Here is a 25,706-nt window from a genome sequence, read left to right as displayed (position 1 = left end):
CAAGGGAGGGCTGAGCGAGTATTCTCACTCAGCCCTCCCTGGGATACCGACGACAGGCGGATCTAGATGACGGTGCCGGCTCGGATGCCAGCCATTTGATCTTGCTCGGCCTTCAACTTCGCCTCGCCCTTTTCGAGGACAACCTGAATACTTGAGGCCTCGATGACAGCAATGCCATCCCCGTCACCGATGACCCAATCGTTGGGTGCGACGACAACGCCGCCAATAGCTACTGGAACGTCAATGCGTCCTGGGCCGTTGCGGTAGGGTCCGGCGGGGGTAACGGCACGGGCGTACATGGGGACTCCCAAGGAGATGATCTCCTGTGAATCACGAATCGCCCCGTCGATCACAATGGCAGCTGCTCCGCGGTTTTGGCACCGTTCAGACATGAGCTCGCCCATAAGTGCCCGATGAGTAACACCCTGTCCGTTGACAAACAGAACGTCTCCGGGTCTCAGAGTAGGGATGATCTCATGGATGATTTTGTTGTCTCCTCCCGCCGTCAACACCGTGCGTGCGCGGCCTACGAACCGTTTCGAAGGGTCGAGTGCAGAGATAGCTCCGTCAATTATGCCAAATCGATCTTGAACATCGCCTACTTGGCTGGAAGCCAGAGCCTTGAGCCGTGAGGTGATTTCGGTATCTGATAGCTCCTTACCTGTTCCCTTTGACGTGCCATTTGAGGTGCTCACAGTGCCGTCACCACGTTCGGGACGATGCGGTCAAAAGCCTCCGCATAGCGGATTTCTTGGTTACCCGTGACCTTCCGAGCGTGGTTCCCGCGATGTCCGCCGCGCTCCGTATAATAGCTCTGAAGGTACTTCTGAGCTCCCATCTCATGCATTGCCGCGAGCTTCTTATCCCAGACCGGAGTGATGTCTAAGAACACCGATGGGGTGAAGCCACACAGTTCAGGCTGGTGTGGTTCAAAGGCAAGGTATTCCGTGGGCTTGACCGTCTTGAACGCGGATTCCACCCCTGCACCGGACGTGAGAAGTCGTGCCCGATCTACAGCCGCACGAGCGACTGGGTGATCAGGGTTGAACGGATCCAACGCAGCATGAGTCAGCACGACATCCGGTTGAACCTCCCGGATGATCTCCACTAGTTGTTCAACGGCATTGTCGTCGGCTTTGAGAGGGTAGTCTCCTAAGTCGAGGCCTTGAAACGACGCACCGAGGTGTTCAACGGCTCGGGTGACTTCTTCGTAGCGGATTCGTTTGACATTCTCTTCGGTTTGGCCGGGTTCTTTCCAAAGCGCGCCGGATTCACCCCTTTCCCCGTAGGACATAGCTACTACGTGGGCCTTGCCCCCGTTCTGAACACAAGTAGCGATAGCGCCTGATGCACGCCAGACGAAGTCTCCAGAGTGAGCTCCTACAACGAGCATTGTGCGTGGTTTAGTCATGAGAGTATTCCTTTCAACGTGTTTCTATGTTTGTAGACTTTTGTGTCGCCTCTAGAGAATTCCGATCCACTGCCAGTACGTCCCGGCGAACACCACAAGCAGGGCATAGCCGATGACGGTGATGGGAATGCCAGACTTGAGAAAATCCCGGCCCGTGAAGGTGCCGGTGCCGTGGGCAAGGAGACCCTGTGGAGTTGAAATTGGCAGCCAAAATCCGAAGTTTACAATGAACTGCATGACCAATACGAAACCAATTTGACTCTCGATGGATGTTGGGAACGTCAGAGCAAGTGCCATTGTGACGGGAATGAATACGGAGGTCATCGAACTACCTGAGGCAAAGCCGAGATGGAGCAAGATACCGAATAGTCCGCATATTGCTACCGCTACGATGATTGGCTTATCCGCCAAGCCGAGTGGTGCGAGAACAGCGTCGGAGAGCCATTGCGCCGCCCCAGACCGCATGAGGACCGTGCCAAGCGAGATCGAAACACCCAGTACCCAAACGGTGCCCCAATCGAGGTATTCGTTGGCCTTCTTCCATGTGAATACGCCGATTCCAGGCATGAGCAGTACCGCGATGGCGACGACTGTTGCAGTTGAGGAATCGACATCGTGCAGGATTCCTTCTGTAGACCAGAAGAAGAGCAGCGCGATCGTGACTGTGATGAGCTTCCATTCTTCGGGGCGAACCGGTCCAAGATCCCGTAGTTGTTGGGTGGCCAGTTCCTTGCCGCCTTCGAGGTGATCTGATTCGGGTTTGAAGACTTTGCGCATCACGAAGAACAGAGCAACGCACATAATGGCGGCCCATGGGGCACCTGCAATAAACCATCGCCCCCACGTGATGGACTGTCCCATGCCTTCAGTAACAAGACCATCCATCAGAATGTTCTGCGCGGCGCCTGTTTTTAGTCCGATGTTCCAGATGGTGGAGGCATGAACCGCCGTTAATACGAGCATCGCGGCCATGTTGGATTTCTTGCCAAGCCCGAAACTGACGACGAGGCCGAGAAGAATCGGTAGGATCGCGCCTACCCTCGCGGTAGACGAGGGGACGATGAAAGCCAAGACCGTCGAGATGAGAATGGTCCCCAGCAGGATCATGTCCGTCTTTTCGCCCATCGTCTTGAGAATCAAGAGTGCGATACGGCGATGCAGATTCGTGGCTTGCATTGCGGCGGCGAGGAACAGTGCGGCGAGTACTAGCGCCCATGCGCCGGTGGAGAATCCACCAAGCGCCTGAGACAATGCAGCCGAGGTTCCGAGGTTTTCTCCGCCTGACTCAGGATCCGGATCCGGAGAGTAGGCCATAAAGACCGTAAGGAACGAAAGGATCGCGAATGCGGAGACAGGGTACGAGACTGCTTCGGTCAGCCACACGATGATGGCGAATACTAGGATCGCAAGTGCGCGCTGACCCCCGATTGTCAGACCATCAGGTGTTGGTAGTAGAGCGACGATAGCTGTTGCCACGAATGCGACGACAAGCCAGATATATTTTGTGGTTCTTGATCGTTGAGGTGGGCCATCTTTTGTGGCCTTGGGTGTTGTTCGGACAGACATGAGTGTCTCCATTGACGTGGTGGGTGTGATACCCACGGTTCCGAATAGTGTTATTGATTGATTGATTGGATAAGATCGGTCCCTGACGTGACTAGTTGTCAGGGAAGAGGGTCGATTCCTGCGGCGATGCGTGTGTTGGTGACCGTGACGTGGTGAGCTTCCTCTTCTGTGAAGCCATTATCGAGCATGACGTCTGCGATGATGCCCAATCCATCTTCAACCGGAGGGTTGGATGGCTGTCCCATATCGGACGAGCCGATGGAATTCTCCACGCCACATTCACGCATGTTGCCCAACCATGTCTCCCAACTCACCTTGCCGGTGAGGGCTGTTGTTACGCATCGCTCCAACAAGACACCCTCAGCCGCCAGCGACTTCTGAACATCTACAGGGATTCGTTGAGATGTGAATTCAGGGTGGGTGAGCACGATCCGTTTCACGCCGCGCTCTTTGGCGATTGGGATCAATTTGGCAGACTCTTCGCCAGAGATGTGCCCTGTTGCGAGCGTCAGATCGTACTTTGCTATCACGTCAAGAACATCTAGGAGTTGTTTGAGTGGCTGGCCTGCTTCGTTGTAGAGCTCAACTTCTGGACTCGCGATGCCGGAATCGCGCAGTTCTTGCTGAATATTCCACCATGCTGGCTTTGCCCCAGACGGTGCAGTGGCAACTGATTGGCGTTCGTTGCGGCTATCGACAGTAGGGAACCAGACGTACTGGCCGCCATCACGAGCGAGGATCTCAACAGCCACAGCGTTGAGCCCGCCTACTGCACCGTTGAGCGTGATAGCGCCTCGAACGTTTGTCTCCGGAACCGCTTGGCGCGCAAGAGCGGCGCGTTCTGCTGTGGGTGTGAAGTGCGACTTGATGATGAACCCGCCCATCCCGAGCTCCGCGAACCTGCGTGCAAGCGAAATGTCATCAATACGCCGCTTAATGACGTCGGGAGCTGTGTGAACGTGGCAATCGTATCCGCCTTGAACGACCTTCCGCGCGCGGTCTGTAACTGGATGAATCTCGACCATAATCTCCTCCTTAATCGGGGCACATCGTTGATGTTGTGCCCACTGATTTCCGCCCGTTGAGGCGGCTTCTTCACAATAAGGTGACGCGGAGCCGACGGTTACAAAACTTCCCGCAGTTCCCACGTGGAGGAAAATATGTGGTCTGAGGCATCCCATGTGCATGAGGATTCCGCAGAGCGGGATTCAGTAGGTGCGGGCGGATGGAATGTGGCGGAGGGCGCCGTCGTCGTCAAAAAACACAGCCCACCCACGAACGTGTTGATTCCCGCGAACTAGTCCACGCGACGGGGGGCCGGCCCGGTCGAATCGCGCGTCACCAACCGTGTGGGAATCGTGATGGAGGCGGGGTTTCCGCCAGAGAGCTCCTCAAGGGCGGCGTTGAATGCTTCGCGCCCAAGCACGTCCCAATCCTGAGCCACGGTGGTGAGCGGGGTGGGGAAAGCCGCGGTTTCGTCGATGTTGTCGAAGCCGATCATCGAAACGTCGCCCGGAATCGTGAGCCCGGCTTCGATCAGCGCGCGTTGGGCGCCCAGAGCCATCTGATCATTGGCGACAAACATGGCGGTGGGTGTTTCGCGCCGGAGCAACTCCCGAGTCGCGAGGTAGCCGGAATTCGGCGTCCAATCTCCGTGCGCAGCCTCGGGGACCCGGCGCCCATTCTCCTCGAGCACCGAACGCCACACCTCTTCACGGGCATTCGCGGAGAAGGAATCCGGAGGGCCTGAGATATGGTGGACCGTTTCGTGGCCAAGTTCGAGCAAATGCTCCATTCCGGCGCGCCCGCCCACGGCATTGTCGAAGTCAAGGGAGATGGCGCCGTCGATCAGCGGCGGTCCCAGCACAACGATCGGGACGCCGATCGGCAACTCGGCACGCCCCGTATCTTCGATGAAGTGCGAGGGGAGAATGACGATCGCGGCGTCCACGGCCATCTCGCTCAAGCGCGTGAAGGCGCCGTTGGCCGCCGTCTGGCTGGAGGCGTCAAGGGGCAGAAGCGTTGTGGCGTAGCCCTTGGCTGCGGCCGCCTCGGAAATCGCTTCGAGAGTGCGGTGGTTACCCACTGGGTGGAGGCTATGGTAGATCACGCCGATTGTGTTAAACACTCCGCGTTTCATGGCTCTGGCGGCAGAGTTGGGGCGGTACCCAAGTTCCCCCATAGCAGCCCGCACGCGTTCGCGCTTCTCCTCAGTGACGTTCGGTTCGCCATTGGAAACGCGCGAAACTGTTTGCGAAGAAACTCCTGCCAGCCGGGCAACATCACCCATCGATGGGCGCTTCCTAGTTCCGGCCTTCTGGCCCATCTTCGTTACTCCTCTGCCGCGTCAAAGTGGATCACCGACTTACTAATAGGTAAGTATGGCATCCCTCTGCGGCGGTGTGCGATTCATCGCGGATGATGGGTGGTCGGGGCGTGTGGCGGATCAAGTGGCGGGTGGTGCGGCGGGGTGCGCGCTGGGGCGCCGAGATGCGACGCTAGGTATTCGTGGGGGCGTTGGTTTTGGCGGGGCGTGTGGGTGGCGCATGCGGGGTGCGCACCGCGGCATGGGCGACGTGTGTTAGATCACTTCGGCGTGAGCGCTTGACGTGGCGGGCTGTAGGTGAAACTATAAACACCATAAGTTGTTTACGTAACCAACGCCGCAAAGCCGCCATTGAGTGCGTAATCATGTTCAGTCGCAGCGATGTGAATGAGACAGAAAAGGGTGAAGCGCCTATGGCAGCCGCCGCTATCACGCCTGCGAATGCGGGTATCACGTCCGAGAAGGGCTCCGGGCAGGGACTTGACCCTGCCGCGGGATCGGGCAACGGCTCGGGAAAGACTCCACGGATCGGCGCAGGCAACGGCAAGGTCAACAAGGCCAAGCGCAGCTGGACAGGCTGGATGTTTGTTGGGCCGTTTATGGTGGTTTTCGTTGCGATGATCGGTGCGCCGGTGATCTACGCGATCTACCTGAGCCTGTTCAAGGAACAGATGATCGGCGGAAACCAGTTCGTCGGCTTTGAAAACTACATCAGCCTGTTCAACGATGCCCAGTTCTGGGATGGCTTCTGGCGTGTGGTGCGGATCTTCATCATTCAGGTCCCGATCATGCTGGGGTTAGCCTTGGTGGCCGCCCTTCTGATCGATTCGAACAGGTTGCGCGGACGCTCTTCCTTCAGAATCATGCTGTTCTTGCCCTACGCAGTTCCCGGCGTTGTTGCCGTACTGATCTGGGGCTTCATTTACGGTGACCAGTTCGGACTCACCGCAAGCTTCAACGATTTGGTAGGTTCGCACCTGTTGGCACCCCTCTCCAACTCGTGGATGACGTGGTCCATCGGCAACATCCTCACGTGGTCCTTCATGGGCTACAACATGCTCATCATGTACTCCGGGCTGAAAACGATCCCTACTGAGCTGTATGAGGCAGCGGAGATTGATGGCGCCAGCCGCCTCCAAGAGGCGTGGCACATCAAGATCCCGGCAATTAAGGGACAGATCCTCATATCGTTCATGTTCTCGATCATTGGAACGTTCCAGCTGTTCAACGAACCAAACCTGTTGAAGCCGCTGGCCTCCAACGTCATTACAAGCTTCTACACTCCAAACCTGTATGCCTACAACCTTTCGATGAACGGCAACCAGTACAACTACTCGGCAACCGTGGCCATCGTGATGGGCGTGATTACGGCGATTATCGCCTATACCACTCAGGCACGTTCCCAGAAGCAGGAGGGCAACTGATGTCAGTGGAAACTAACGGCGAGCTCACGAAAGACGAGCGCCGCAGCGCCAAGAAGGCAGCCACCGCAGAAAAGAAGCGCCGGAAGCTCAAGTCCGGGGATTCGGATCGCACGGTCAAGAAGTCCTCCCCGATGTTCATCCTCATGCTGATCCTTGCGATCTACACGTTGACGCCGCTGCTCTGGCTGATAGTGAACGCCACGAAATCGCAGGGGGATCTGCTTTCCACCTTCGGTCTGTGGTTCGGCAATGGCTTCAACTTGTTTGAGAACCTCGGCGAACTCTTCACCTACCGAGGTGGCGTTTACCTGCGCTGGTTCGCCAACACATTGCTGTATGTGGTGGTGGGTGCGGGCGGAGCAACCCTTCTGGCAACACTGGCCGGATACGGCCTCGCCAAGTTCAATTTCCCGGGCCGGCGCGGAATCTTCGCAACCGTGATCGGGGCCATCGCGGTTCCAGGCACGGCGTTGGCGGTTCCCACCTTCTTGTTGTTCGCCCAGCTGGGGCTGACGAACACTCCCTGGGCGGTGATCCTCCCATCACTGGTCAGCCCGTTCGGCCTCTACCTGATATGGAGCTACGCCGTGAACGCGGTGCCGATGGAGATCATCGAGGCTGCGCGTATGGACGGCGCCGGGGAGTTCAGGATCTTCTTCCAGATCGTCTCTCGGCTCCTCGCCCCAGGCATCGTGACGGTGCTGTTATTCGCAATCGTGGCCACATGGAACAACTACTTCCTGCCGCTGATCATGCTGAGCGATCCCGAGTGGTATCCGCTCACGGTTGGGCTGGCCCAATGGAACGCACAGGCCACCGGATCATCTCCGGAGCCCATCTTTAACCTCGTTGTCACGGGATCGCTCGTGACCGTGATACCGATCATCGTCATCTTCCTGATGCTCCAGCGTTACTGGGAATCCGGGCTGAGCGCAGGAGGCGTGAAACAGTAACTAGCACACCACCACCAAACCTCAAGACAACCACTATCGATTCACACAACGAAGCGGAGAAATCATGAAAAATAGAATGGGACGCAAGGCGGGGGCCGTTACGGCGGCATTTGCTCTTGCAACGCTCGGGCTGGCAGCCTGCGGCGGAGATAGCGATGATACGAGCAGCGGCGATCAGCCCACCGCAGTGGATGCGGATGCCCTCGAAGCCGCTCTGGAAGAAGGCGGAGAGCTGACCTACTGGACGTGGACGCCTTCTGGCGAAGCTCAGGCTGAGGCGTTCACGGAGGCCTACCCGAACGTCACGGTGAACGTTGTGAACGCTGGCACTAACGAGGAGCAGTACACCAAGCTGCAGAATTCGATTACGGCTGGCTCCGGCGCCCCCGATGTTGCCCAGATTGAGTACTACGCGATCCCGCAGTTCTCCCTGACCGATTCTCTGCTGGATCTTTCCCAGTATGGCTTCGGTGAGCTTGAGGATCAGTACACCCCGGGGCCGTGGAGTGCGGTCACAGATGGTGACGCCGTGTACGGCCTCCCTCAGGATTCGGGCCCGATGGCCCTGTTCTACAACGAGGAAGTGTACAAGGCAGCGGGCATTGACGAGCCTCCCACAACGTGGGACCAGTTCGTTGAGGATGCCAAGACCATTCAGGCCTGGGACGATTCCGTGTACATCACCAATGATGCGGGCGATTCCGGCTTTACCACCTCGATGATCTGGCAGGCTGGCGGGCATCCGTTCAGCACTACTGATGGCACGAACGTCACGATCGATTTCTCCGATGAGGGTGTCCAGAAGTGGACGGCCGTCTGGGATGAACTCGTCCACGACGATCTCGTGTCCCCGATCTCCAGCTGGTCCAACGAGTGGTATCAGGCCCTGAACCAAGGCAAGATCGCCTCACTGGTCACGGGCGCATGGATGCCCGGCAACCTGATCTCCGGTGTAGAGGATACCGCTGGTGATTGGCGCGTAGCCCCGATCCCCAGCTATGACGGTAACCCGGCAAACGCGGAGAACGGCGGATCGGCGCAGGCAGTCATTAAGCAGACGGATAACCCCGAGCTCGCGGCGGCCTTCTTGCAGTGGCTCAACAACTCCGAAGAATCCATTGATATTTTCATGGAGTCCGGCGGCTTCCCCTCAACGGTTGCTGACCTTGAAGATGAAGCGTTCCTTGCTGATGCCCCCGAGTACTTCGGCGGCCAGAACATCAACGAGGTCCTCGCTCAGGGAGCCTCCGATGTGCTGCCCGATTGGGAGTACCTGCCCTATCAGGTCTACGCCAACTCGATCTTCGGCGACACAGTGGGTAAGGCCTACACCGGCGATACCACTCTTGACGATGGACTTGCCGCGTGGCAGGACTCCCTTGTTGAGTACGGCAACGGTCAGGGATTCACAGTTAACGAGTAGCTGAGGCACCCGGTACATCACAACCGCGGGGGCGGTGCTGTAGACGATGCAGCGCCGCCCTCCGGCTTGACAGCAGCACACGATCAACAACCGAGGAGCACCGAACGTGGCGTCATTCGAGATCACGGGGGATACGTTCGCCCTTGACGGCCAGCCTTTCCGCGTCCTGTCCGGGACGATTCACTACTTCCGTGTTCCCCGCGAATACTGGGTGGACCGCATTCATAAGGCCCGGCTCATGGGCCTGAACACAATCGAAACCTATGTGCCGTGGAACCTCCACGAACCTGACCCTGGCGCGTGGGAGGCCACCGGGCGTCTTGACCTTGCGGCCTTCCTTCAGGCGATTGCGGACGAGGGGATGCACGCGATCGTCCGCCCCGGCCCCTATATTTGCGCCGAACTGGATGGTGGCGGCCTTCCCGGATGGCTCTTCAAGGACTCCCCGCCTGTGGCGCACGAGGACAACCGAGTGGCAGCCGGACACACCCCCGTTCGCACGCTCGCCCCCGAGTTCATGGTGCCGGCAAGCAACTACCTTCGGCGTGTGTATGACATCGTGGCCCCGTTCCAGATTTCGCGCGGGGGCCCCGTGATTCTGGTCCAGATCGAAAACGAATACGGGGCCTACGGCAACGATCACGCCTACCTTCGTTCTCTCACTGACCTCACCCGCCAGTGCGGGATTGACGTTCCTCTCACCACCGTGGATCAGCCCGCCGGCACCATGCTGGAAGATGGTTCGCTGCCCGATCTTCTGGCCACCGGCTCCTTCGGATCGCGTGCCAAGGAACGCCTTGCCAAGCTTCGCGACGTCCAGAGGACTGGCCCCCTCATGTGTTCCGAGTTCTGGGATGGCTGGTTCGACAGCTGGGGCCAATACCACCACACCACCCTGAGTTCGGCGTGCGAGCTCGCGGATTTACTTGAGGCCGGGGCTTCCGTCAACCTCTACATGTTCCACGGTGGCACCAACTTCGGGCTGACGAACGGGGCGAATGACAAGGGCCAGTACCGCGCCATCACCACCAGTTACGATTATGACGCGCCGCTGGATGAGACGGGCCACCCCACCGCCAAGTACTGGGAGTTCCGCGAGGTCTTGAGCCGGTTCACGGACCTGCCCGATGAGGTTCCCTCCGAACGCCCGGTGGCTCCGGTCCACGCGGGGACCTTCACGGGGGCGCTCGCTCTGTCCGCTATCGCGGACCAGCTGGGGGAGTTCCGCCCCTCTGGTGGAGCGTTAACGATGGATTCTGTGGGCCAGTACAGGGGATTTGCCCGGTATCGCCGTATTTTCGACGACGACGAATTCCGGCCTTCGGCCGGACCTCACATTCTGCGTATCGGCGAGATCCGCGACCGCGCCATTGTGGAAGTAGATGGGCGCCGCATCGGCGTCCTCGAGCGCATGGATCACGATCAGGTCCTCACCTTTGATGGGTCCCCATCACGGATCGAGATCTTGGTGGAGGATATGGGCCGCGTCAACTATGGCCCTCGTATTGGCGAACATAAGGGCATCGTCGGCTCGGTGAGCATAGACGGAACGGATGTGCCCGATTGGGAGATTGCCCCATTGGACATTGAGAATCTCATGCCTGTTGGTGAGGCGTTACGGCAGGCCGTCGTCGTCGAAAATAACGAAGTGACCGTAACTGCTCCCACGTTCTTGCGCGCCCACGTCACTATCGATGGGCCCACGGACCTTTTCCTGGATACGCAGGGATGGGGCCACGGGCTGGCGTGGATCAACGGGCATCTGCTCGGGCGTTACAGCCGGCGCGGGCCTCAGCGCACGTTGTATGTGCCGGCGCCGTACCTGCGGGCGGGGGAGAATGAACTGCTCGTGTTTGAAACGGATCCGGCCGAAGGCCTCTCGTGGGCAACGCTTGCTGGCCCCGATTTGGGCCCCGTGGACTGGTAGGAATGATGAAAGCACAGCTGAACGTGGACCTCTCGCGTGCGGGGGCCACGGTGAACCCGCGGCTATTCGGCTCCTTTGTGGAGCATCTGGGGCGTTGCGTGTACTCGGGAATCTATGAGCCGGGCCATCCCACCGCCGATGAGAACGGCTTTCGGGGTGACGTCATGGGGCTCGTCAAGGAACTGGGCGTCACCACCGTTCGTTACCCGGGCGGCAACTTCGTGTCCGGATACCGGTGGGAGGACGGGGTGGGGCCGGATCGCCCCCGGCGCCTCGATCTTGCGTGGCATTCCACGGAAACCAACCAGTTCGGCTTAGACGAGTTCATGGCGTGGGCGGAAGAATGCGGGATCGAACCGATGATGGCCGTGAATCTGGGGACGCGCGGGCTCGAAGAGGCGCTGGACCTCCTCGAATACACGAACGTTCCCGCCGGCACCGCCATTGCCGATCAGCGGGCAGCCAACGGGCACCCCGAACCCTACGGGGTGGCCATGTGGTGCTTGGGCAATGAGATGGACGGGCCGTGGCAGCTGGGCCACCGTGACGCCGCGAGCTACGGGGAACTGGCGGCGCGCGTTGGCGCTGGCATGCTGCAGATCGATCCGAACCTAGAACTCGTGGTGTGCGGCAGCTCCAACTCCTCCATGCCCACCTTCGGCGCGTGGGAGAAGGACGTCCTGCGGCGCACATGGGATTCCGTGTCCCACATTTCCTGCCACGCCTACTACGAGGAGAAGGACGGCGATATCCAGTCCTTCCTTGCCTCCGCCGTTGATATGGACCAGTTCATCGCGACGGTCGCAGGTGTGATCGATGAGGTGGCGGCGGAGAAGGCGGCGGGCGCGCCGGGTGGCCAGAAGAAGGTGGCGATCTCCTTCGACGAATGGAACGTCTGGTACCAGCGCCACTGGGAATCTGACGAAAAGATCACCGGCGCCACCGACCCGTGGCCGGTGGCCCCGCGGCTGCTCGAAAACGCCTACAGCGTGGCCGATGCGGTGGTGGTGGGTAATCTCCTCATCTCGCTCGTGCGGCGCGCCGATGTGGTGACCTCCGCGTCAATGGCCCAGCTCGTCAACGCGATCGCGCCGATTATGACTGAGCCGGGTGGGAGTGCATGGCGGCAAACGACGTTCTATCCCTTCGCCGTGGCCGCCGAGCTGGCGTGCGGGGAAGTGGCCCAGTGCGCAGTGGATTCGCCTGTTCTGGCAACCGCCGAATATGGGGAAGTCGCGGCCGTCGATGCTATTGCGACCGTTGATCGGCAGGCGGGGCGCGGGCTCATCATGGCCGTCAACAGGTCGGTAAGCGATGAGGCTGTTGTGGAACTCGATCCGGCGCTCAACATCACGCGCGTGAGGGTGTTGTCCGATCCCAATCCCTACGCCGCCAACACGCTGGATGATCCGGAGCGCGTGGTGCTTACGGATGTTGCGTTGGGCGAGCTGCCTGCCGGGGGAGCCCAGCTTGCTGGCTCGGCCCTGCATCTTCCGGCTGTGTCTTGGGCGGCTATCGAGTTCGCGCTGTAGCGGTTCGTCCGCCGTTCGCTAGGACCGAAGTCCCCCAAAGAGTGGCGCAAAAGCTATCGCATTCAACTAGCCGCTTCGATAGGGTCTTTATATTGGCATCTACGCGGAAAGGACCACCATGGCCACGGTTGCACAGAATATGGTTGACACTCTTGAGGCGAACGGGGTTGAACGCGTCTACGGAATCTCGGGCGATTCACTCAACGGCTTTACCGATGCGCTGCGCAATTCCCACATCAATTGGGTTCATGTACGTCACGAGGAGGCCGCGGCGTTCGCTGCCGCGGGCGAAGCGGGTGTGACGGGCAATCTTGCCGTATGTGCAGGAAGCTGCGGCCCTGGCAATCTCCACCTCATCAATGGCCTCTATGACGCCCAGCGCTCCCGCGTCCCGGTTCTTGCGATCGCCGCGCATATCCCGAGCGCCGAAATCGGCTCGGAGTACTTTCAGGAGACCCATCCTCAAGAACTGTTCCGCGAATGCTCTGTCTACGTAGAGAATGTGGCGAGCCCTTCGCAGATGCCCCGCGTGCTGCGCATCGCCATGCAGACGGCGATTGAGAAGAGGGGAGTCGCCGTCGTCGTTATTCCTGGAGACGTGGCACTCGACGAAGCCGTCAGCACCCACATCGCCGAAATCACCAAAACCCAGCCGCGCGTGATCCCGGATCAGGGTGAACTCGAAAAGGCCGCAAAGCTCCTCAATGATACAAAGAAGGTCACGATTCTCGCCGGTGCTGGCTCCGCAGGCGCGCACGATGAAGTTATTGCTCTGGCAGATGCTCTCAAGGCGCCGATCGTTCACGCGCTGCGAGGCAAGCAGTATATGGAGTACGACAACCCGTTCGATGTGGGCATGACCGGACTTCTCGGGTTCACGTCCGGTTACAAGGCGATGGAGGATTCGGATCTGGTCCTCATGCTCGGGACGGACTTCCCGTACCAGCAGTTCTACCCAGAAAAGGCCAAGAAGGTACAGGTGGACATTCGGGGCGAGAACCTCGGGCGCCGGACCCCACTAGACCTCGGACTGGTCGGAGATGTACGGGACACGGCCGAAGCGCTGCTGCCACTCATTAAGCCGAAGAAGTCGAGCTCGCACCTGAAGTCCTCGCGTGATCACTACAAGAAGACGCGCAAGAAGCTGGATGATTTGGCGAAGCCAACCGCGGCTGGCAAGCCGATTCACCCGCAGTATGTGGCGCGGCTGGTCAATGAGCTAGCTGCCGATGATGCCGTGTTCTTGCCGGACGTTGGCTCGCCGGTGGTGTGGGCCGCTCGCTATCTTGAGATGAATGGCAAGCGTGGGCTTATCGGTTCCTTCAATCACGGCTCCATGGCCAACGCGGTTTCTCAGGCCATCGGCGTTCAGGCACAGGACCGCCATCGGCAGGTTGTGGCCCTCGCCGGTGACGGCGGGCTTGCTATGATGCTCGGTGAGTTGCTCACTCTTGAGCAGAACAAGCCCCTTCCCGTGAAAATCGTGGTGTTCTCCAACTCCTCGCTGAACTTCGTTGAGCTGGAGATGAAGGCTGCCGGATTCGTGACGTGGGGTACCGATCTGGTCAATCCGGACTTCTCCGCCGTGGCTAAGGCCGTGGGCATGTATGGCGTCCGCGTGACTGATTCCGATCAGGTGGAAGGTGCCCTCCGCGCTGCTTTCGAGCATGACGGTCCCGCCCTGGTGGAAGTTGTGACAGACCGTCAGGAGCTGTCCATGCCGCCAACGATCGATCTTGAGCAGGTCCGTGGATTCTCGCTGTACACGCTCCGCACAGTGCTCTCGGGCCGTGGCGACGAGATTTTGGACCTCGCCCGCACGAACCTTCGCCAGATTTTCTAGGCGAGTTCGCCCGGGTTTTCGCGGTTTTTGACGCCGGCGGCGCCCGCCTCACAATCCAATGCCCACAGCCCACGTGTTGTGCCGGCATTAGGGATCGCGTGAGGCAGGCGCCGTCTCATCATCTGATGAGTCTTGATCGCTTCGCGAATCCGTGGAAATATCCTGCAACATACAAGACCTGTCGGGGGTGTCCAGAACAGACGCGGCACCCAAGGAAGGAGGTAGTACGTTGATCGTTTGGCGTGGGTGGGGAATCCTAGCTTTTCTCATGTTCGGGCTAACGGTTGGGCTGGGTGCCCTCCTTGCCTCAATGACCGGAACTGACATGGACGGTATGACGTGGCAAGGAATTGTTGCCTGCGTTATTGGTGCCGCCGCCACCTACTACTTGGGAAACTACCTCAATGTGGTCAGGCCGCAGCAGAAATTTGCGGAGGCCCGAGCCGAAGCTTACGGGCTGGTGGAAACTGGGCCCGATGGTGTGGCGCGGCCCCTCGCGTTGGACCAGCAGCCCGAGCTCTCGGAAGATGAGCGCGTGGCCTTCAAGGGCTGGCGAAACCGCCACACCCTCTTCTTTATTCCGATGCAATGGTGGAGCGTGCTGATAGTCGGGTGGGGCTTGACCATGACCTTTGCGACGTTGGGTAACTGACGACTGGCTGACACCGGACTCTAGGGGTGCGGCACGGATCGCGTGAACTATCACGCCTGTGATAGTTTGGGGATATGGCCCACCTCGATATCAACTCAATCTCTTATAGTCTCCCGGATGGACGTCCGTTGCTTCGCGACGTCTCCTTCACAGTGGGTGATGGGCAACGCCTCGCGCTGATCGGTGCGAACGGCGCAGGCAAAACCACGCTGCTGCGGATCGTCACGGGAGAGTTGACACCCACGGAGGGCGCTGTGACCCGTGCGGGAAGCATGGGTGTGCTCCGCCAATTTGTCACGGGAAGCACCGTCCACGAGCTCCTACTCTCGGTTGCTCCGGCCGCCATCAGGCGTGCCGCGAAAAAGCTCACGCGCGCAGAAGACCAAATGCTTGAACATGACACCGAAGAAGCGCAGATGGCCTATGCGCTCGCCGTGACGGCGTGGGGCGATGCTGGCGGCTACGAGGCGGAGGTGCTGTGGGATACGTGTACGGTAGCCGCGCTTGGCATCCCGTTTGAGAGGTGCAGGGAACGCGCTGTCTCCACGCTATCGGGCGGCGAGCAAAAGAGGCTCGCACTCGAAGCCCTGCTGCGCGGCCCCGACGATCTGCTCATGCTGGATGAGCCGGATAATTCCCTCGATGTCCCAGGCAAGCGTTGGCTGGAGGACCAGCTACGCGCCAGTGGTAAGGGCGTTCTGTATGTCAGCCACGATCGCGAGCTTCTCGCACAAACGGCCACATCTATCGTGACGCTTGAAGTGGGCTCGGCTGGAAACTCCGCGTGGATTCACTCGGGTGGCTTTGGCACGTATCACCGCTCGCGTGAGCAGCGCTTTGACCGGTTAGATGAACTTCGCCGCCGGTGGGATGAGGAGCATGCCAAGCTACGGCGGCTGGTTCAGAACTACAAGCAGAAGGCGGCCTACAACGACGGTATGGCCTCACGGTACAAGGCCGCTCAAACGCGCCTCGCCAAGTTCGAGCAGGCTGGCCCTCCCGAGGAGCAGCCGCGCGAGCGCCGCCTTCAGATGCGGCTCGCGGGTGGGCGCACGGGTAAGCGGGCGCTCGTGTGCGATGCGGTGGAGTTGACGGGGCTCATGCTGCCGTTTGATTTCGAGGCGTGGTATGGAGATCGCGTGGCCGTGCTGGGCTCGAATGGGTCCGGCAAATCTCACTTCCTCCGCCTTCTGGCCGCAGGTGGCACGGACCCGGAGGCTGATCAGGAGCCTGTGACGGACTTGCCCGTAGAACCCGTACCCCACACCGGAAAGGCCAAGTTGGGTGCGCGAGTGAGGCCTGGATGGTTCGTGCAGAACCGCCACCGTCCGGATTTGGTTGGGCGCACCCTTCTTGACATCTTGCATCGAGGTGATGAGCACCGTTCAGGCATGCAGCGCGAGCAGGCTTCGCGGGCGCTCGCTCGTTACGAGTTGGACAAGCAGGCCGAGCAGAACTTTGATTCGCTTTCTGGCGGTCAGCAGGCCCGTTTTCAAGTGTTGCTGCTGGAGCTGGGCGGGGCGACCATGCTCCTGTTGGACGAGCCCACGGACAACCTCGATTTGGAATCCGCCGAGGCCCTCCAGCAAGCCCTGCGCAGCTACGAGGGAACCGTGCTGGCGGTGACTCACGATCGCTGGTTTACCCGCGATTTCAGCCGCTTCCTCATTTTCGGTTCAGATGGAACGGTGTACGAGAGCCCCGAGCCCGTATGGGAGGAAACGCGAGTTGCTCGGGAGCGTTAGTGATAGAACGACGACGACGGCGTGGCAGTACGCCCGGCGGACAGAACAAGGAGGAGGGGCGTCCATTGGCTAAGCGAATCGATCCGGATCAGCGGCGCGAGCAGATCATCGAGGCCGCGTTCCGGCTCGTGGTAGCACAGGGCATTGGTGGCGTATCGCTACGGAAAGTGGCGGACGAATCGGGCGTCAACATCGGTTCGGTTCGCCACTACTTTGGCAGTCACGAGGATCTGCTCAAGGCGGCGGCAACGGAAGCTGGGAAGCGGATGGGTGCGCGTCTTGCCGAACACCCAGCCCAGAGGCTTCGCGGCCTGCGGGGCGAAGCGGCGGTGGTGGCGCTCGCGGCACTGGTTGAAACTGTTCTGCCCATCGATGAGGCACATGCGGCAGAAGCCATCGTGGTGATGGAGCTAGTGACGGCCTCGCGCACCATGCCCGTGTTCCGCGAGATGGCTCAGCAGATGGGACAGGATCTCTTCGATGTGCTCGTCGATGCCTTGAGTGAGCTAGAGGTTGCGGATGCGATCAGCGCTGCGCGCCAGCTGGAGGCACTCATTGGCGGCCTCACGATGGATACGCTCACGCCTCACGGTGCCCACGGCGCCAGCCCGGCCGAGATGCGGGCGATCCTGCGCGCACATCTGGGGTTGATCCTCGCCGCGCAGCCTCAGAGCTAGCCGCGTCAGACTAGACCAGTCCGATCCACGTCCAGTACGTGATCACCATCAGGCTCATGAAGGCAGCGCCCAGCACGCTCATCACCGCGCCTGTTTTGTTGAGCTCACGGGAGGTGATTTCTCCGGTGCCCATGGCAACGGCGTTGGGCATGTTGGACACGGGTAGGAGGTACTGGTGGTGCATGTTCATTCCGAGCACCATGGCGAAGGCGCGGGGATCGGCGCCAATGGTCATGGCGTGGGCAATAACAATGGGAGTCAGCGCGGTGGTCTTCGGCCCTCCGCCGGTGAAGAACACCTGAAGCAAGGTCACGGCCCAGATCATGATGATCATCTGGAACGGAATCGAGAGGTCGTTGAGCGGGGAGAAGATGGTGCTTGCCAGCCACTCAGCTGCACCGGAGGTGGTGAGCGCGGTTCCCATGGATAGTCCGGCACCGTACAGCACGAACACGTCCCACGGAACCTTTGGTTGAGCTTCCTTCCATGTCATGACGCCGATATCGGGGAGCATGAGGAAGATGATGGCGAGCAGTCCGATCACGCCAACGGCCACCCCATGGAAGGAATCAGTTGCCCACAACAGCAGCGTGCCGACGAACACCACTGCGGTGTACTTCTCATCGCGCGATATGGGGCCCATGGCGGCAAGTTCGCGATGCACGTAGGTGCCGGCGGATGCGAGCGTACCAACTTCGGGCTTCCACATCTTCTGGATGATGAACACGGATATAGCGGACAGAACGAAGGCCGGCGGCCCGCCAATCGTGAACCACTCAGACCAAGAAACGGCCTCGCCGGTAGCGCTCTCCACAAGTCCGGCGGTGATCGGGTTGCCCACGTGGCCAGTGAGAACGCCGATGGACATCATGGTGCCGCTCATCGCCACGATGAACAGCAGAGCCTTGACGATGTTGGAGTTGCCCTGTTCGGCCTCGAAGGCCTTGCCGATACCCAAGATGATCGGGATCATGAGCAAGGTGCGCGCCGTGATGGATGGGACGAGGAACGTCAGCACCGCCAGCACGCCAGCAACTGCCCAGTAGATTCGAATGGGAGATCCACCAGCAACGCGCACAAGCGCCAGAGCGATTCGTTTGGAGAGCTGAGACTTCTCCATCCCGCCGGCCATGACGAACCCAATCACAATAAGCCAGAGCGAGCTGTTGGAGTAACCGGTGAGTGCCCCATTCAGATCGGTCGCGCCGGACGCAGCCAGCAAGAACACGATGATAAGGCCTGACAGACCTTGTGAAACCGCCTGAGTCATCCACACGATAATCGCGAACACGGCAACGCCGAGTGTTGCACGTGCTTCGTGCGTCAGACTGTCTGGAAACGGAACAGCGTATGTGACTAAGGCGAAGGCCGCCACCGCCACACCAAGAATTATCCAGTGTTTCTTCACTTAATACATCCCCTCACTGCGCGGGATTCCCGCCGGAACTGGAGGGAGGTTCACTCGCGTGAGCCTCTCCGAAGTAGCGGTCATCCCTGTGGGGATGGCGCGCGTTGATGATTGCCAATACGCAGTGTCCTGCTGACAAATGCAATACCGTTGTGAGACTAACCCTTGGCAATGCCTTGACATGGCGGACTAACGTCCCTCCGTACCCCTCCCAGATCCTTCACCTTCGATTCGGGAACAGCTAGCTGTTGCCTCCGCCACGAAGCGTTGGGCCACGGCGTGGGCTGCCCCGCCTGCCCCACGCCTCCTTGCACAATGTATGCGGCGTAGCAGTGCGGAGGAAGAGACTTATGGCGAAGAACGCGGGCAGATCCAAGAAGCTAGGTACAGTCTGGGCAGTCGTAGCGCTCATCGTGACAATGGGCATTGCTCAAGCGGCTGGTCAGTTCGAGGAGACTGCCGATGGGCCGGGGGCGGGGAAGGCTTCGCCGTCGTCGTCACAAAACGCTCCACAAACGAAGAATCCAACCGGTTCCGCGGCGGATGCGCTCGCTGACTTGCCCATCAAGGGGCGCGCGCCGAAAACCGGCTACTCACGCGATCAATACGGGCCGTCATGGGCGGACGTGGATCGCAATGGCTGCGATACGCGAAACGATATCTTGGACCGTGATCTCGTAGAGAAGACGTACAAGGCCGGAACGCATGATTGCATTGTGCTGACCGGAGTTCTCAACGATCCGTATACGGCCACGCAGATCGATTTTCAGCGCGGGCAGGATACCTCCACGGCGGTGCAGATTGATCACGTGGTGGCACTATCCGATTCGTGGCAGAAGGGTGCCCAGCAGCTCAGCGAGGACCAGCGCAAGGAGTTTGCCAACGATCCTTACAATCTTCTCGCCGTGGACGGCCCGGCCAACGGACAGAAATCTGACGGAGATGCGGCCACGTGGCTTCCGGCGAACAAGGGATACCGGTGCGAGTACGTGGCGCGTCAGATCGGGGTCAAGCGGAAGTATGCGCTGTGGGTGACGCAGGCAGAACATGACGCGATGGCGAACGTGCTGTCCACATGTCCCGGCGAGCCTCTTCCGGAGTACTAGGGCCCAGTATTCGGGCCTACGGCACTATGTACCCAGCGGCGCGGTAGATCGCGTACCACTCGGGGCGAGTGAGCGTTATGTCCGCCCCAGCGGCGATGGCCCGCAAACGATCCGGGTTGGTGGTGCCGGCAACAACTTGCATACTGGCGGGATGGCGCAGAATCCATGCGGCCACGATCCCCTCGGGGGCTGCGCCGTAGGTGCCAGCCAAATCGTTGATGACGGCATTGAGTTCGGGGAATTCTGGATTGCTCAGGAACGTGCCCTTCTTGGAGGGTGCTTGGAACGGGGACCACGCCTGAACCGTCATGTCATGAAGCCGTGAATAATCGAGAATCCCAAGATCGCGGGTAATCGATTGATCAATGGCCGGCATGTTCATCGCGGCGCCCTGAGCGATCATCCCCGCGTGGGTGGGGGCCAGCTGAAGCTGGTTGGCAACGAGCGGTTGCTTGACGAACTTCTTGAGGAGCTCGATCTGGCCGGGGGTGTGATTCGATACGCCGAAGTTGCGGACCTTGCCGGCGGCCTCCAGATCGGTGAAGGCGCGGGCAACTTCCTCGGGTTCCACGAGTGCATCCGGGCGGTGGAGCAGGAGGATATCGATGTAATCGGTCTTCAGGGCGGCGAGCGAACCATCCACCGATTCGAGAATGTGTTCATACGAGAAATCGAAGTACGGGCCTTCCTTGACGATCCCTGCCTTCGTCTGGATCGTGATTTCCGCGCGTTCGGCGGGGGAGAGGCGGAGAGCCTCGGCGAACCGGGCCTCGCAGGCAAACATGGGATCGCCATAAATATCGGCGTGATCGAAGAAATCGATGCCGGATTCGCGGGCCGCATCGTAGAGGGCGCGAACCTCGGCATCGGACTTGTCCTGAATGCGCATGACACCGCTAACTACGGCAGGGACGGTGAGCGATGTGCCTGGCAGTGTGAAGGTCTTCATGGTGCTCCTCGAATTGATAGTGCGGCCAAACAGTTGTGGACAAAGCAATGGTGGGGCCGAGTGCCTGACCCGACCATTCTTCTACATCTCTTGCCTTTTTTCAGGGGGTTGATTGCGATTCGCGCGTTTGATGCTCGTTCCCGGCGCAGTTGTGAGCCAGCTTCCTGGGAAAGCCAAGTGACAGCGCCGCGGCACCACCAATCGCTCCACGCGAAGGTGCCCCGGTCGTCGCCGTGGGAGTCTAGGGTCGGCATCTACCTATCGTTGGCAAAGTTTGCCAATTGCTCTAAAATTGAGACATGTCTACCATGAATATCTCGCTCCCCGAATCGATGAAACAGTACGTTGAACAGCGAACGGTTGACGGTGAATACAGCACCGCAAGCGAGTACATTCGCGAACTCATCCGCTCCGATCATGATAAGCATGCGCTGCGTGCCAAGATTTTTCAGGGGATGGAGTCGCCAATGTTGGCGGAGGACACCTTTGATTACCTACGGACTTTGCGTGGTGCCACGGGAGAACGTGCGTGAAACAGGTGCGATTGCGGGCACTAGCTGCCGCAGATATTAAGGATGCCTCAGACTATTACCGTGCAGAAGCGGGCCCGGAGGTTGGCCTCGAATTTGTTCGGAGCCTTGAAAAACAACTTCAGACGATCGGCGATTTTCCGGCATTGGGATCAACGTGGTACGAAACGACGCTCGGCGTGCTGCTACTCCGGACGATACCCGTTACCGGTTTTCCATATACCGTCTTCTATCTTGAGCGCGAGAAGCACCTAGACGTGCTTCGAGTGCTCCACAATCGACGCGATATACCGCAGAGTTTTGGTGTCGAGTAGTTTAAGAAGCTAGCGTGCGGAGGATTTTCGACGACGACGAAGGCCGTCCCGCGTGCCGCCACCATCTTGGATCTCGGGGCTTCCACGCAATAGCCGTCTGAATACCGGCAGCCTTCAAAACAGGGAATGCTCGTGCGAACAAGTCCCGCTAGACTGCCAATAGAAATGGTGGAGGGCGGGAAACCATGAATCAGGGAAAACACAGCAGGCCTCGAATTGTCATCTCTGGGGCATCGGGACTCATCGGGCGCGCACTATGCCGCTCTTTCTTGGACGATGGTTACGATGTGGCCACATTGGTGCGCAATGTCGCGCCGGGTGCTGGGGACCTGACACATCTGCCGTGGGAGCCGGGTAAGCCTCTGGACCCTGAAGTGCTTCGCAGTGCCGAAGCCGTCATCTGCCTCAATGGCGCACCGATTAGCAAGTTGCCGTGGACGCGGGAGTACCGGCACACGCTGTACGACTCGCGGGTGGTCTCCGCGCTCACCATCGCCCGAGCACTTGAAGCATTGGGGGAAGAAGCTCCGTTTTTCGCCTGTGCGTCCGCTGTTGGGTATTACGGGAGTAGCCCATCCGTGGCGCTCACTGAGCAAAGCCCTGCTGGCGACACCTATTTGGCGCGGCTGTGCACTGTGTGGGAACGTGCTGCCAAGACTGCCGGTCCTCATGTTGCGCTTCTTCGTACGGCACCCGTCCTACATCGCGCCGGAATGCTGGCGCCGATGATCCTTCTGACCAAATTAGGTATCGCAGGACCGCTCGGTTCAGGCAACCAATCATGGGGTTGGATCTCCTTAGAGGATGAAGTCCGGGCCATACGCTTTGTTGTGGACCAGAAACTGACAGGGCCCGTGAACATCTCAGGCACGGAGCGCGCTACCGCGAACGATGTGGGTAAAGAACTTGCGGCCCAGATGAATCGTCCGTTCTGGTTCCCGGCGCCGGCATTCATACTGAAGACAGTCTTGGGTGCGGACCCAGCCGAATCACTCCTGCTGACTGATGCCCACGTGCATCCAGAAAAACTCATTCAAGCCGGTTTTGAGTTCAGGCATCGCCGCGTCGCGGATGCTGTGGCTGCCGGTCTGGCGGGTTGAACCGGTACGGCCGGGAAGTTTGGCCTTCCAATTTACCGCTGCACCGGATCAATTTCCTGATGCTCCACGATCCACTTTGTCACGCGTGGATACACCCAGAATGAGTAGATTCCGAGGGTGATGAAGCACAGTAGGAGCCATTTGATCCAGTTGCCGAAGAGTCCCCACGCATCGCCGGTGAATCGCATGCGGTAGCCGTTGACGTAGGTGTTCTTGGCCTTCCAGCGATATACCATCACGATGGCCCACGGGTAGCAGATACCCGCTGTAAACACCGTGACAAGAACACCGAGGATCTGCACGCCGAACCACGTTGCGGCGCCGCCCGTAAAACGGTACTCAAGCTGGGGCATCTGTGGAGATGGAATAGGGGAGGCGGGGACGGAAAGGTTGCTGCCATTGGGAGTAGTCATAATTGAAGAATACTGTAAGGCTCCCACAAAAGAGTCCGATACGGCATGCCGGATACCGCCTCGTGGAGAGCAGTGGTCCCGCAGTGGTCAGTTTCCGCTACGTCCCAGCAGCGATCCGCGCAATGAGGTTATCGGCCTCGTCCAACACTTCGCCAGCAACCCACAGCCCGTTGCGGCGTGATTGGACAACGCGTCGTAGCACACCGGCGCTTTCAAGTTGGTCAATTGCTCGATAGGCAGCGGATTCCGAGACGCCTGTCAGCTCAGTAATATCATCCACATCCAGAATGGGATGTGCCAGAAGTACGTTGAGTGCCTTTGCTGTTGCCGATCCCGCTCTAGGAAGGAGCTGTTCCTTCCATCGGGCAGGCAATCCTGCGATGGAGGCGTCTGATCGCCGCGCCTCCGCCACCGCAGTTTGTAGCGCTTCGGCAATAACACGCACAATCGGGGATTCTTCCCCAGATCGGTACGTGATGAGCGCTTGAAAGTATTCCTCGCGAGAGGCTGTGAGGGCCGCCGCGATAGGGACGGAGACAGTCCGAGTCACGTTGCGGAACCTCAACACACCATTGATAAGCGACCTGCCGATTCGCCCGTTGCCGTCCGTAAACGGGTGGATGGATTCGAACTGCGCGTGGCCCACCGCCGCCTGCATCAGCGGGTCTATATCGGTCCGCGAAAGGAAAGTCAGAAGGTCGTCCATCAATTCGCGTAGGCGATCAGGCTGGGGTGGAACGTAATCTGCGCCAACTGGGTAGGCGTTCGGGCCGCCAATCCAATTCTGGACATCGCGCAGTTTCCCGGCGTAGTAGTGTTCGCTTACGTCGCCGCCCATGAGTGAACGGTATGCACCCAGCACGTCGGCCAGTTCAAGTGCGCGTGACGAGGCGGTTGATACCAGTTTTTGAAGCGCCTCTGAAGCCCCGTAGACAGTCCGGGCTTTTGCCGAGGAGGTACGGCCGGCTTCGACTCGTGCCAGCTGATCCACAGTAGTAATTTCCTCTTCGATTTGTGACGAAGCGATGGCCTCTGTGCGGATCAGGAATGGTTCGAGTATCGAAATTGTCGGACTTGAGATTGCGTCGAATGCCGCGATCGAACGCTGCAGGGTCCTGCTTGCGTCCGCGAGATCATCGCTCAGAGTAAGATCAAGATTCGCCAATCTCGGCGGTACCGCAGCAGAATAGGAGCTAACGCCCCGCAGCGTCTTTCGAAAGGTCCACGGGACTGTTTCGCTCGAATGAGCCGGTAAGTTGTTGGGCACTGTCGCGACACCTAACTGGGAACAAGGAGTTTCTTATTCCCAGTTAACACCATAAGTGGGAATAGTGCGAGCGTTATTCCCACTTATTTTGTCGTGCGCTAGCAACGAGGGGCGGCTCCTCCAGTTGTTTGCTTTTTCGACGACGACGGCGTCACATCTTGCGCGCCCCGCAGCAGGGTGAAGGGCCGGAGCTAGCGGGGAATCCTGAGTACTCGCTGAGGTTAGACTAACCTCGACTTCTTCCACAGCAACCGCGTAACAAGGAGACAATAGTGTCAGCACAACAGTTGTACGGTAAGCAGACCGAGCTTGGTGTGGAGAACTTTGGGCCGGGTCGGCGCCGAGTGGCCGATGTTCCGCAACTCGTCAAGAACTACGGGCACGTGAAGGAAGCGGCAGCCCGAGCGAACGGCAAGCTTGGTGTGATTACCCAAGTACAAGCCAGCGCCATCGCGCAGGCGTCGCGTGAAGTAGCCGATGGCCAGCACACCGAGCAGTTCCCCACCGCACTTGTCCTTGGTGGCGGAGGAACCACCACCAACATGAATGCGAACGAAATTATCGCGGCACGTGCCTCCCAGATTGCCGGAGCCCCCGTCCATCCGAACGATCACGTCAATGCTTCCCAATCCACAAACGATAGTTACCCCACCGCCATGGCACTCACGGTAATGGATTTGGCAATGGCGCCGGTTAAGGCACTAAGTGCCTTGGCAGAGGAATTTGATGCGAAGGCCACCGAATACGATGACACGGTCCGGTTGGGCCGAACCTGTCTACAGGACGCAGTGACTCTGACTGTGGGAGAAACCCACCGCTCACATTCGGCGGCGATCAGGAGAACGGCGGGGGAGCTGAAGGCCGCCGTCGTCGCCCTCAATGACGTACCGCTTGGGGCAACCGTGCTCGGAAGTGGTATCGGGGCCGTGCCCGGCTACCGCGAAGAAGCCGTCGCTACGCTGGCGGAACTCAGTGGACACCCACTCACCCCGGCTACAGATATGTTCGATTCGCTCGCACATCTGGACTCATACGCGGCCATTGCCCATGCTGGTGCACGAGCGGCCCTCACGATGGCGAAGATTGCACAGGACTTGCGAATGCTGTCATCCGGACCATTGGGCGGGCTCCAAGAGGTGA

General features: G+C 59.4%; 24 protein-coding genes. 14 read left to right on the top strand and 10 right to left on the bottom strand.

What is annotated here, in order from left to right; all coding sequences use genetic code 11:
- Positions 1 to 62 precede the first annotated feature (62 nt).
- The 5 genes from ACTHV6_RS07000 to ACTHV6_RS06980 form a co-directional block, all read right to left on the bottom strand.
- The gene (locus ACTHV6_RS07000; protein ID WP_441386571.1) at positions 63 to 695 is read right to left on the bottom strand and encodes an RraA family protein; all 633 of its coding nucleotides are present in this window, start codon (positions 693 to 695) and stop codon (positions 63 to 65) included.
- Complete coding sequence (locus tag ACTHV6_RS06995) at positions 692 to 1,411, bottom strand: PIG-L deacetylase family protein (protein WP_441386570.1); 720 nt, start codon at positions 1,409 to 1,411, stop codon at positions 692 to 694. Before ACTHV6_RS06995 ends, ACTHV6_RS07000 begins: the two co-directional genes overlap by 4 nt.
- Before the next feature lie 51 nt (positions 1,412 to 1,462).
- A complete protein-coding gene (locus tag ACTHV6_RS06990; RefSeq protein WP_441386569.1) occupies positions 1,463 to 2,977 on the bottom strand; it encodes an SLC13 family permease in 1,515 nt (504 codons plus the stop codon).
- 98 nt (positions 2,978 to 3,075) lie between these two features.
- Positions 3,076 to 4,002 carry a DUF6282 family protein gene (locus tag ACTHV6_RS06985; protein ID WP_441386568.1) on the bottom strand — a complete coding sequence of 309 codons (927 nt, stop codon included), beginning with the start codon at positions 4,000 to 4,002 and terminating at the stop codon, positions 3,076 to 3,078.
- Positions 4,003 to 4,274: 272 nt separating this feature from the next.
- Complete coding sequence (locus ACTHV6_RS06980; RefSeq protein ID WP_441386567.1) at positions 4,275 to 5,303, bottom strand: LacI family DNA-binding transcriptional regulator; 1,029 nt, start codon at positions 5,301 to 5,303, stop codon at positions 4,275 to 4,277.
- Positions 5,304 to 5,716: 413 nt separating this feature from the next.
- Between ACTHV6_RS06980 and ACTHV6_RS06975 the strand changes: the two genes are divergently transcribed.
- The 6 genes from ACTHV6_RS06975 (at position 5,717) to poxB (ending at position 14,405) form a co-directional block, all read left to right on the top strand.
- Complete coding sequence (locus ACTHV6_RS06975; RefSeq protein WP_441386566.1) at positions 5,717 to 6,727, top strand: carbohydrate ABC transporter permease; 1,011 nt, start codon at positions 5,717 to 5,719, stop codon at positions 6,725 to 6,727.
- Positions 6,727 to 7,680: a carbohydrate ABC transporter permease gene (locus ACTHV6_RS06970; RefSeq protein ID WP_441386565.1), complete on the top strand. Its 954-nt coding sequence runs from the start codon at positions 6,727 to 6,729 to the stop codon at positions 7,678 to 7,680. The genes ACTHV6_RS06975 and ACTHV6_RS06970 overlap by 1 nt, the downstream gene beginning before the upstream one ends.
- 64 nt (positions 7,681 to 7,744) lie before the next feature.
- Positions 7,745 to 9,103, top strand: coding sequence for an ABC transporter substrate-binding protein (locus tag ACTHV6_RS06965; RefSeq protein ID WP_441386564.1), 1,359 nt, complete (start codon positions 7,745 to 7,747; stop codon positions 9,101 to 9,103).
- A 106-nt stretch (positions 9,104 to 9,209) separates the two neighbouring features.
- Complete coding sequence (locus ACTHV6_RS06960) at positions 9,210 to 11,030, top strand: glycoside hydrolase family 35 protein (RefSeq protein ID WP_441386563.1); 1,821 nt, start codon at positions 9,210 to 9,212, stop codon at positions 11,028 to 11,030.
- 2 nt (positions 11,031 to 11,032) lie between these two features.
- Complete coding sequence (gene arfA / locus ACTHV6_RS06955) at positions 11,033 to 12,562, top strand: arabinosylfuranosidase ArfA (RefSeq protein ID WP_441386562.1); 1,530 nt, start codon at positions 11,033 to 11,035, stop codon at positions 12,560 to 12,562.
- Between the two features lie 118 nt (positions 12,563 to 12,680).
- On the top strand, positions 12,681 to 14,405 hold the full coding sequence (poxB, locus tag ACTHV6_RS06950) for a ubiquinone-dependent pyruvate dehydrogenase (protein WP_441386561.1): 1,725 nt from the start codon (positions 12,681 to 12,683) through the stop codon (positions 14,403 to 14,405).
- On the opposite strand, the gene ACTHV6_RS06945 is transcribed toward poxB, so the two are convergent.
- Positions 14,402 to 14,527, bottom strand: coding sequence for a hypothetical protein (locus ACTHV6_RS06945; RefSeq protein ID WP_441386560.1), 126 nt, complete (start codon positions 14,525 to 14,527; stop codon positions 14,402 to 14,404). The two genes, poxB and ACTHV6_RS06945, sit on opposite strands and share 4 nt — an antisense overlap.
- A 107-nt stretch (positions 14,528 to 14,634) precedes the next feature.
- Between ACTHV6_RS06945 and ACTHV6_RS06940 the strand changes: the two genes are divergently transcribed.
- The 3 genes from ACTHV6_RS06940 (at position 14,635) to ACTHV6_RS06930 (ending at position 17,479) form a co-directional block, all read left to right on the top strand.
- Positions 14,635 to 15,057, top strand: a complete 423-nt coding sequence (locus ACTHV6_RS06940; protein WP_441386559.1) for a hypothetical protein — start codon at positions 14,635 to 14,637, stop codon at positions 15,055 to 15,057.
- A gap of 74 nt (positions 15,058 to 15,131) precedes the next feature.
- A complete protein-coding gene (locus tag ACTHV6_RS06935) occupies positions 15,132 to 16,802 on the top strand; it encodes an ABC-F family ATP-binding cassette domain-containing protein (protein ID WP_441386558.1) in 1,671 nt (556 codons plus the stop codon).
- 65 nt (positions 16,803 to 16,867) lie between these two features.
- Positions 16,868 to 17,479, top strand: a complete 612-nt coding sequence (locus ACTHV6_RS06930) for a TetR/AcrR family transcriptional regulator (protein WP_441386557.1) — start codon at positions 16,868 to 16,870, stop codon at positions 17,477 to 17,479.
- A gap of 10 nt (positions 17,480 to 17,489) precedes the next feature.
- Here the strand turns inward: ACTHV6_RS06930 and ACTHV6_RS06925 are convergent, their stop codons facing one another.
- Complete coding sequence (locus ACTHV6_RS06925) at positions 17,490 to 18,887, bottom strand: SLC13 family permease (RefSeq protein WP_441386556.1); 1,398 nt, start codon at positions 18,885 to 18,887, stop codon at positions 17,490 to 17,492.
- 350 nt (positions 18,888 to 19,237) lie between these two features.
- Between ACTHV6_RS06925 and ACTHV6_RS06920 the strand changes: the two genes are divergently transcribed.
- Complete coding sequence (locus ACTHV6_RS06920) at positions 19,238 to 19,993, top strand: HNH endonuclease family protein (protein WP_441386555.1); 756 nt, start codon at positions 19,238 to 19,240, stop codon at positions 19,991 to 19,993.
- Between the two features lie 16 nt (positions 19,994 to 20,009).
- Here the strand turns inward: ACTHV6_RS06920 and ACTHV6_RS06915 are convergent, their stop codons facing one another.
- Positions 20,010 to 20,942, bottom strand: coding sequence for an aldo/keto reductase (locus tag ACTHV6_RS06915; protein WP_441386554.1), 933 nt, complete (start codon positions 20,940 to 20,942; stop codon positions 20,010 to 20,012).
- 299 nt (positions 20,943 to 21,241) lie between these two features.
- Here ACTHV6_RS06915 and ACTHV6_RS06910 point away from each other — a divergent pair, with 299 nt between their 5' ends.
- The 3 genes from ACTHV6_RS06910 (at position 21,242) to ACTHV6_RS06900 (ending at position 22,886) form a co-directional block, all read left to right on the top strand.
- Complete coding sequence (locus ACTHV6_RS06910; RefSeq protein ID WP_441386553.1) at positions 21,242 to 21,475, top strand: type II toxin-antitoxin system ParD family antitoxin; 234 nt, start codon at positions 21,242 to 21,244, stop codon at positions 21,473 to 21,475.
- Entirely contained in the window at positions 21,472 to 21,786 is a 315-nt protein-coding gene (locus tag ACTHV6_RS06905; RefSeq protein WP_441386552.1) for a type II toxin-antitoxin system RelE/ParE family toxin, read from the top strand. The genes ACTHV6_RS06910 and ACTHV6_RS06905 overlap by 4 nt, the downstream gene beginning before the upstream one ends.
- A 185-nt stretch (positions 21,787 to 21,971) precedes the next feature.
- A complete protein-coding gene (locus tag ACTHV6_RS06900; protein WP_441386551.1) occupies positions 21,972 to 22,886 on the top strand; it encodes a TIGR01777 family oxidoreductase in 915 nt (304 codons plus the stop codon).
- 32 nt (positions 22,887 to 22,918) lie between these two features.
- Here ACTHV6_RS06900 and ACTHV6_RS06895 read toward each other — a convergent pair whose 3' ends face one another.
- Together ACTHV6_RS06895 and ACTHV6_RS06890 are read right to left on the bottom strand one after the other, a co-directional pair.
- Positions 22,919 to 23,299, bottom strand: a complete 381-nt coding sequence (locus tag ACTHV6_RS06895) for a DUF898 family protein (protein ID WP_441386550.1) — start codon at positions 23,297 to 23,299, stop codon at positions 22,919 to 22,921.
- Positions 23,300 to 23,396: 97 nt separating this feature from the next.
- On the bottom strand, positions 23,397 to 24,566 hold the full coding sequence (locus ACTHV6_RS06890; RefSeq protein ID WP_441386549.1) for a Fic family protein: 1,170 nt from the start codon (positions 24,564 to 24,566) through the stop codon (positions 23,397 to 23,399).
- A gap of 272 nt (positions 24,567 to 24,838) precedes the next feature.
- Here ACTHV6_RS06890 and ACTHV6_RS06885 point away from each other — a divergent pair.
- The coding region (locus ACTHV6_RS06885; protein ID WP_441386548.1) for a lyase family protein at positions 24,839 to 25,706 on the top strand (868 nt) is incomplete at its 3' end.

The organism is Ancrocorticia sp. (assembly GCF_052089425.1).
Lineage (GTDB): Bacteria > Actinomycetota > Actinomycetes > Actinomycetales > Actinomycetaceae > Ancrocorticia.
Note: the sequence above shows the minus strand (reverse complement) of the source record. Positions and strands in the feature narration are given on the sequence as shown.

Excerpts from the sequence above, each read along its gene's own strand:
- ACTHV6_RS06895 (WP_441386550.1), bottom strand. The coding sequence starts at position 23,299 with ATGACTACTCCCAATGGCAGCAACCTTTCCGTCCCCGCCTCCCCTATT.
- ACTHV6_RS06910 (WP_441386553.1), top strand. The coding sequence starts at position 21,242 with ATGTCTACCATGAATATCTCGCTCCCCGAATCGATGAAACAGTACGTT.
- ACTHV6_RS06965 (WP_441386564.1), top strand. The coding sequence starts at position 7,745 with ATGAAAAATAGAATGGGACGCAAGGCGGGGGCCGTTACGGCGGCATTT.
- ACTHV6_RS06990 (WP_441386569.1), bottom strand. The coding sequence starts at position 2,977 with ATGTCTGTCCGAACAACACCCAAGGCCACAAAAGATGGCCCACCTCAA.
- ACTHV6_RS06980 (WP_441386567.1), bottom strand. The coding sequence starts at position 5,303 with ATGGGCCAGAAGGCCGGAACTAGGAAGCGCCCATCGATGGGTGATGTT.
- ACTHV6_RS06920 (WP_441386555.1), top strand. The coding sequence starts at position 19,238 with ATGGCGAAGAACGCGGGCAGATCCAAGAAGCTAGGTACAGTCTGGGCA.
- ACTHV6_RS06900 (WP_441386551.1), top strand. The coding sequence starts at position 21,972 with ATGAATCAGGGAAAACACAGCAGGCCTCGAATTGTCATCTCTGGGGCA.
- ACTHV6_RS06995 (WP_441386570.1), bottom strand. The coding sequence starts at position 1,411 with ATGACTAAACCACGCACAATGCTCGTTGTAGGAGCTCACTCTGGAGAC.
- ACTHV6_RS06935 (WP_441386558.1), top strand. The coding sequence starts at position 15,132 with ATGGCCCACCTCGATATCAACTCAATCTCTTATAGTCTCCCGGATGGA.
- ACTHV6_RS06985 (WP_441386568.1), bottom strand. The coding sequence starts at position 4,002 with ATGGTCGAGATTCATCCAGTTACAGACCGCGCGCGGAAGGTCGTTCAA.
- poxB (WP_441386561.1), top strand. The coding sequence starts at position 12,681 with ATGGCCACGGTTGCACAGAATATGGTTGACACTCTTGAGGCGAACGGG.
- ACTHV6_RS06970 (WP_441386565.1), top strand. The coding sequence starts at position 6,727 with ATGTCAGTGGAAACTAACGGCGAGCTCACGAAAGACGAGCGCCGCAGC.
- ACTHV6_RS06975 (WP_441386566.1), top strand. The coding sequence starts at position 5,717 with ATGGCAGCCGCCGCTATCACGCCTGCGAATGCGGGTATCACGTCCGAG.
- ACTHV6_RS06915 (WP_441386554.1), bottom strand. The coding sequence starts at position 20,942 with ATGAAGACCTTCACACTGCCAGGCACATCGCTCACCGTCCCTGCCGTA.
- ACTHV6_RS06945 (WP_441386560.1), bottom strand. The coding sequence starts at position 14,527 with ATGATGAGACGGCGCCTGCCTCACGCGATCCCTAATGCCGGCACAACA.
- arfA (WP_441386562.1), top strand. The coding sequence starts at position 11,033 with ATGATGAAAGCACAGCTGAACGTGGACCTCTCGCGTGCGGGGGCCACG.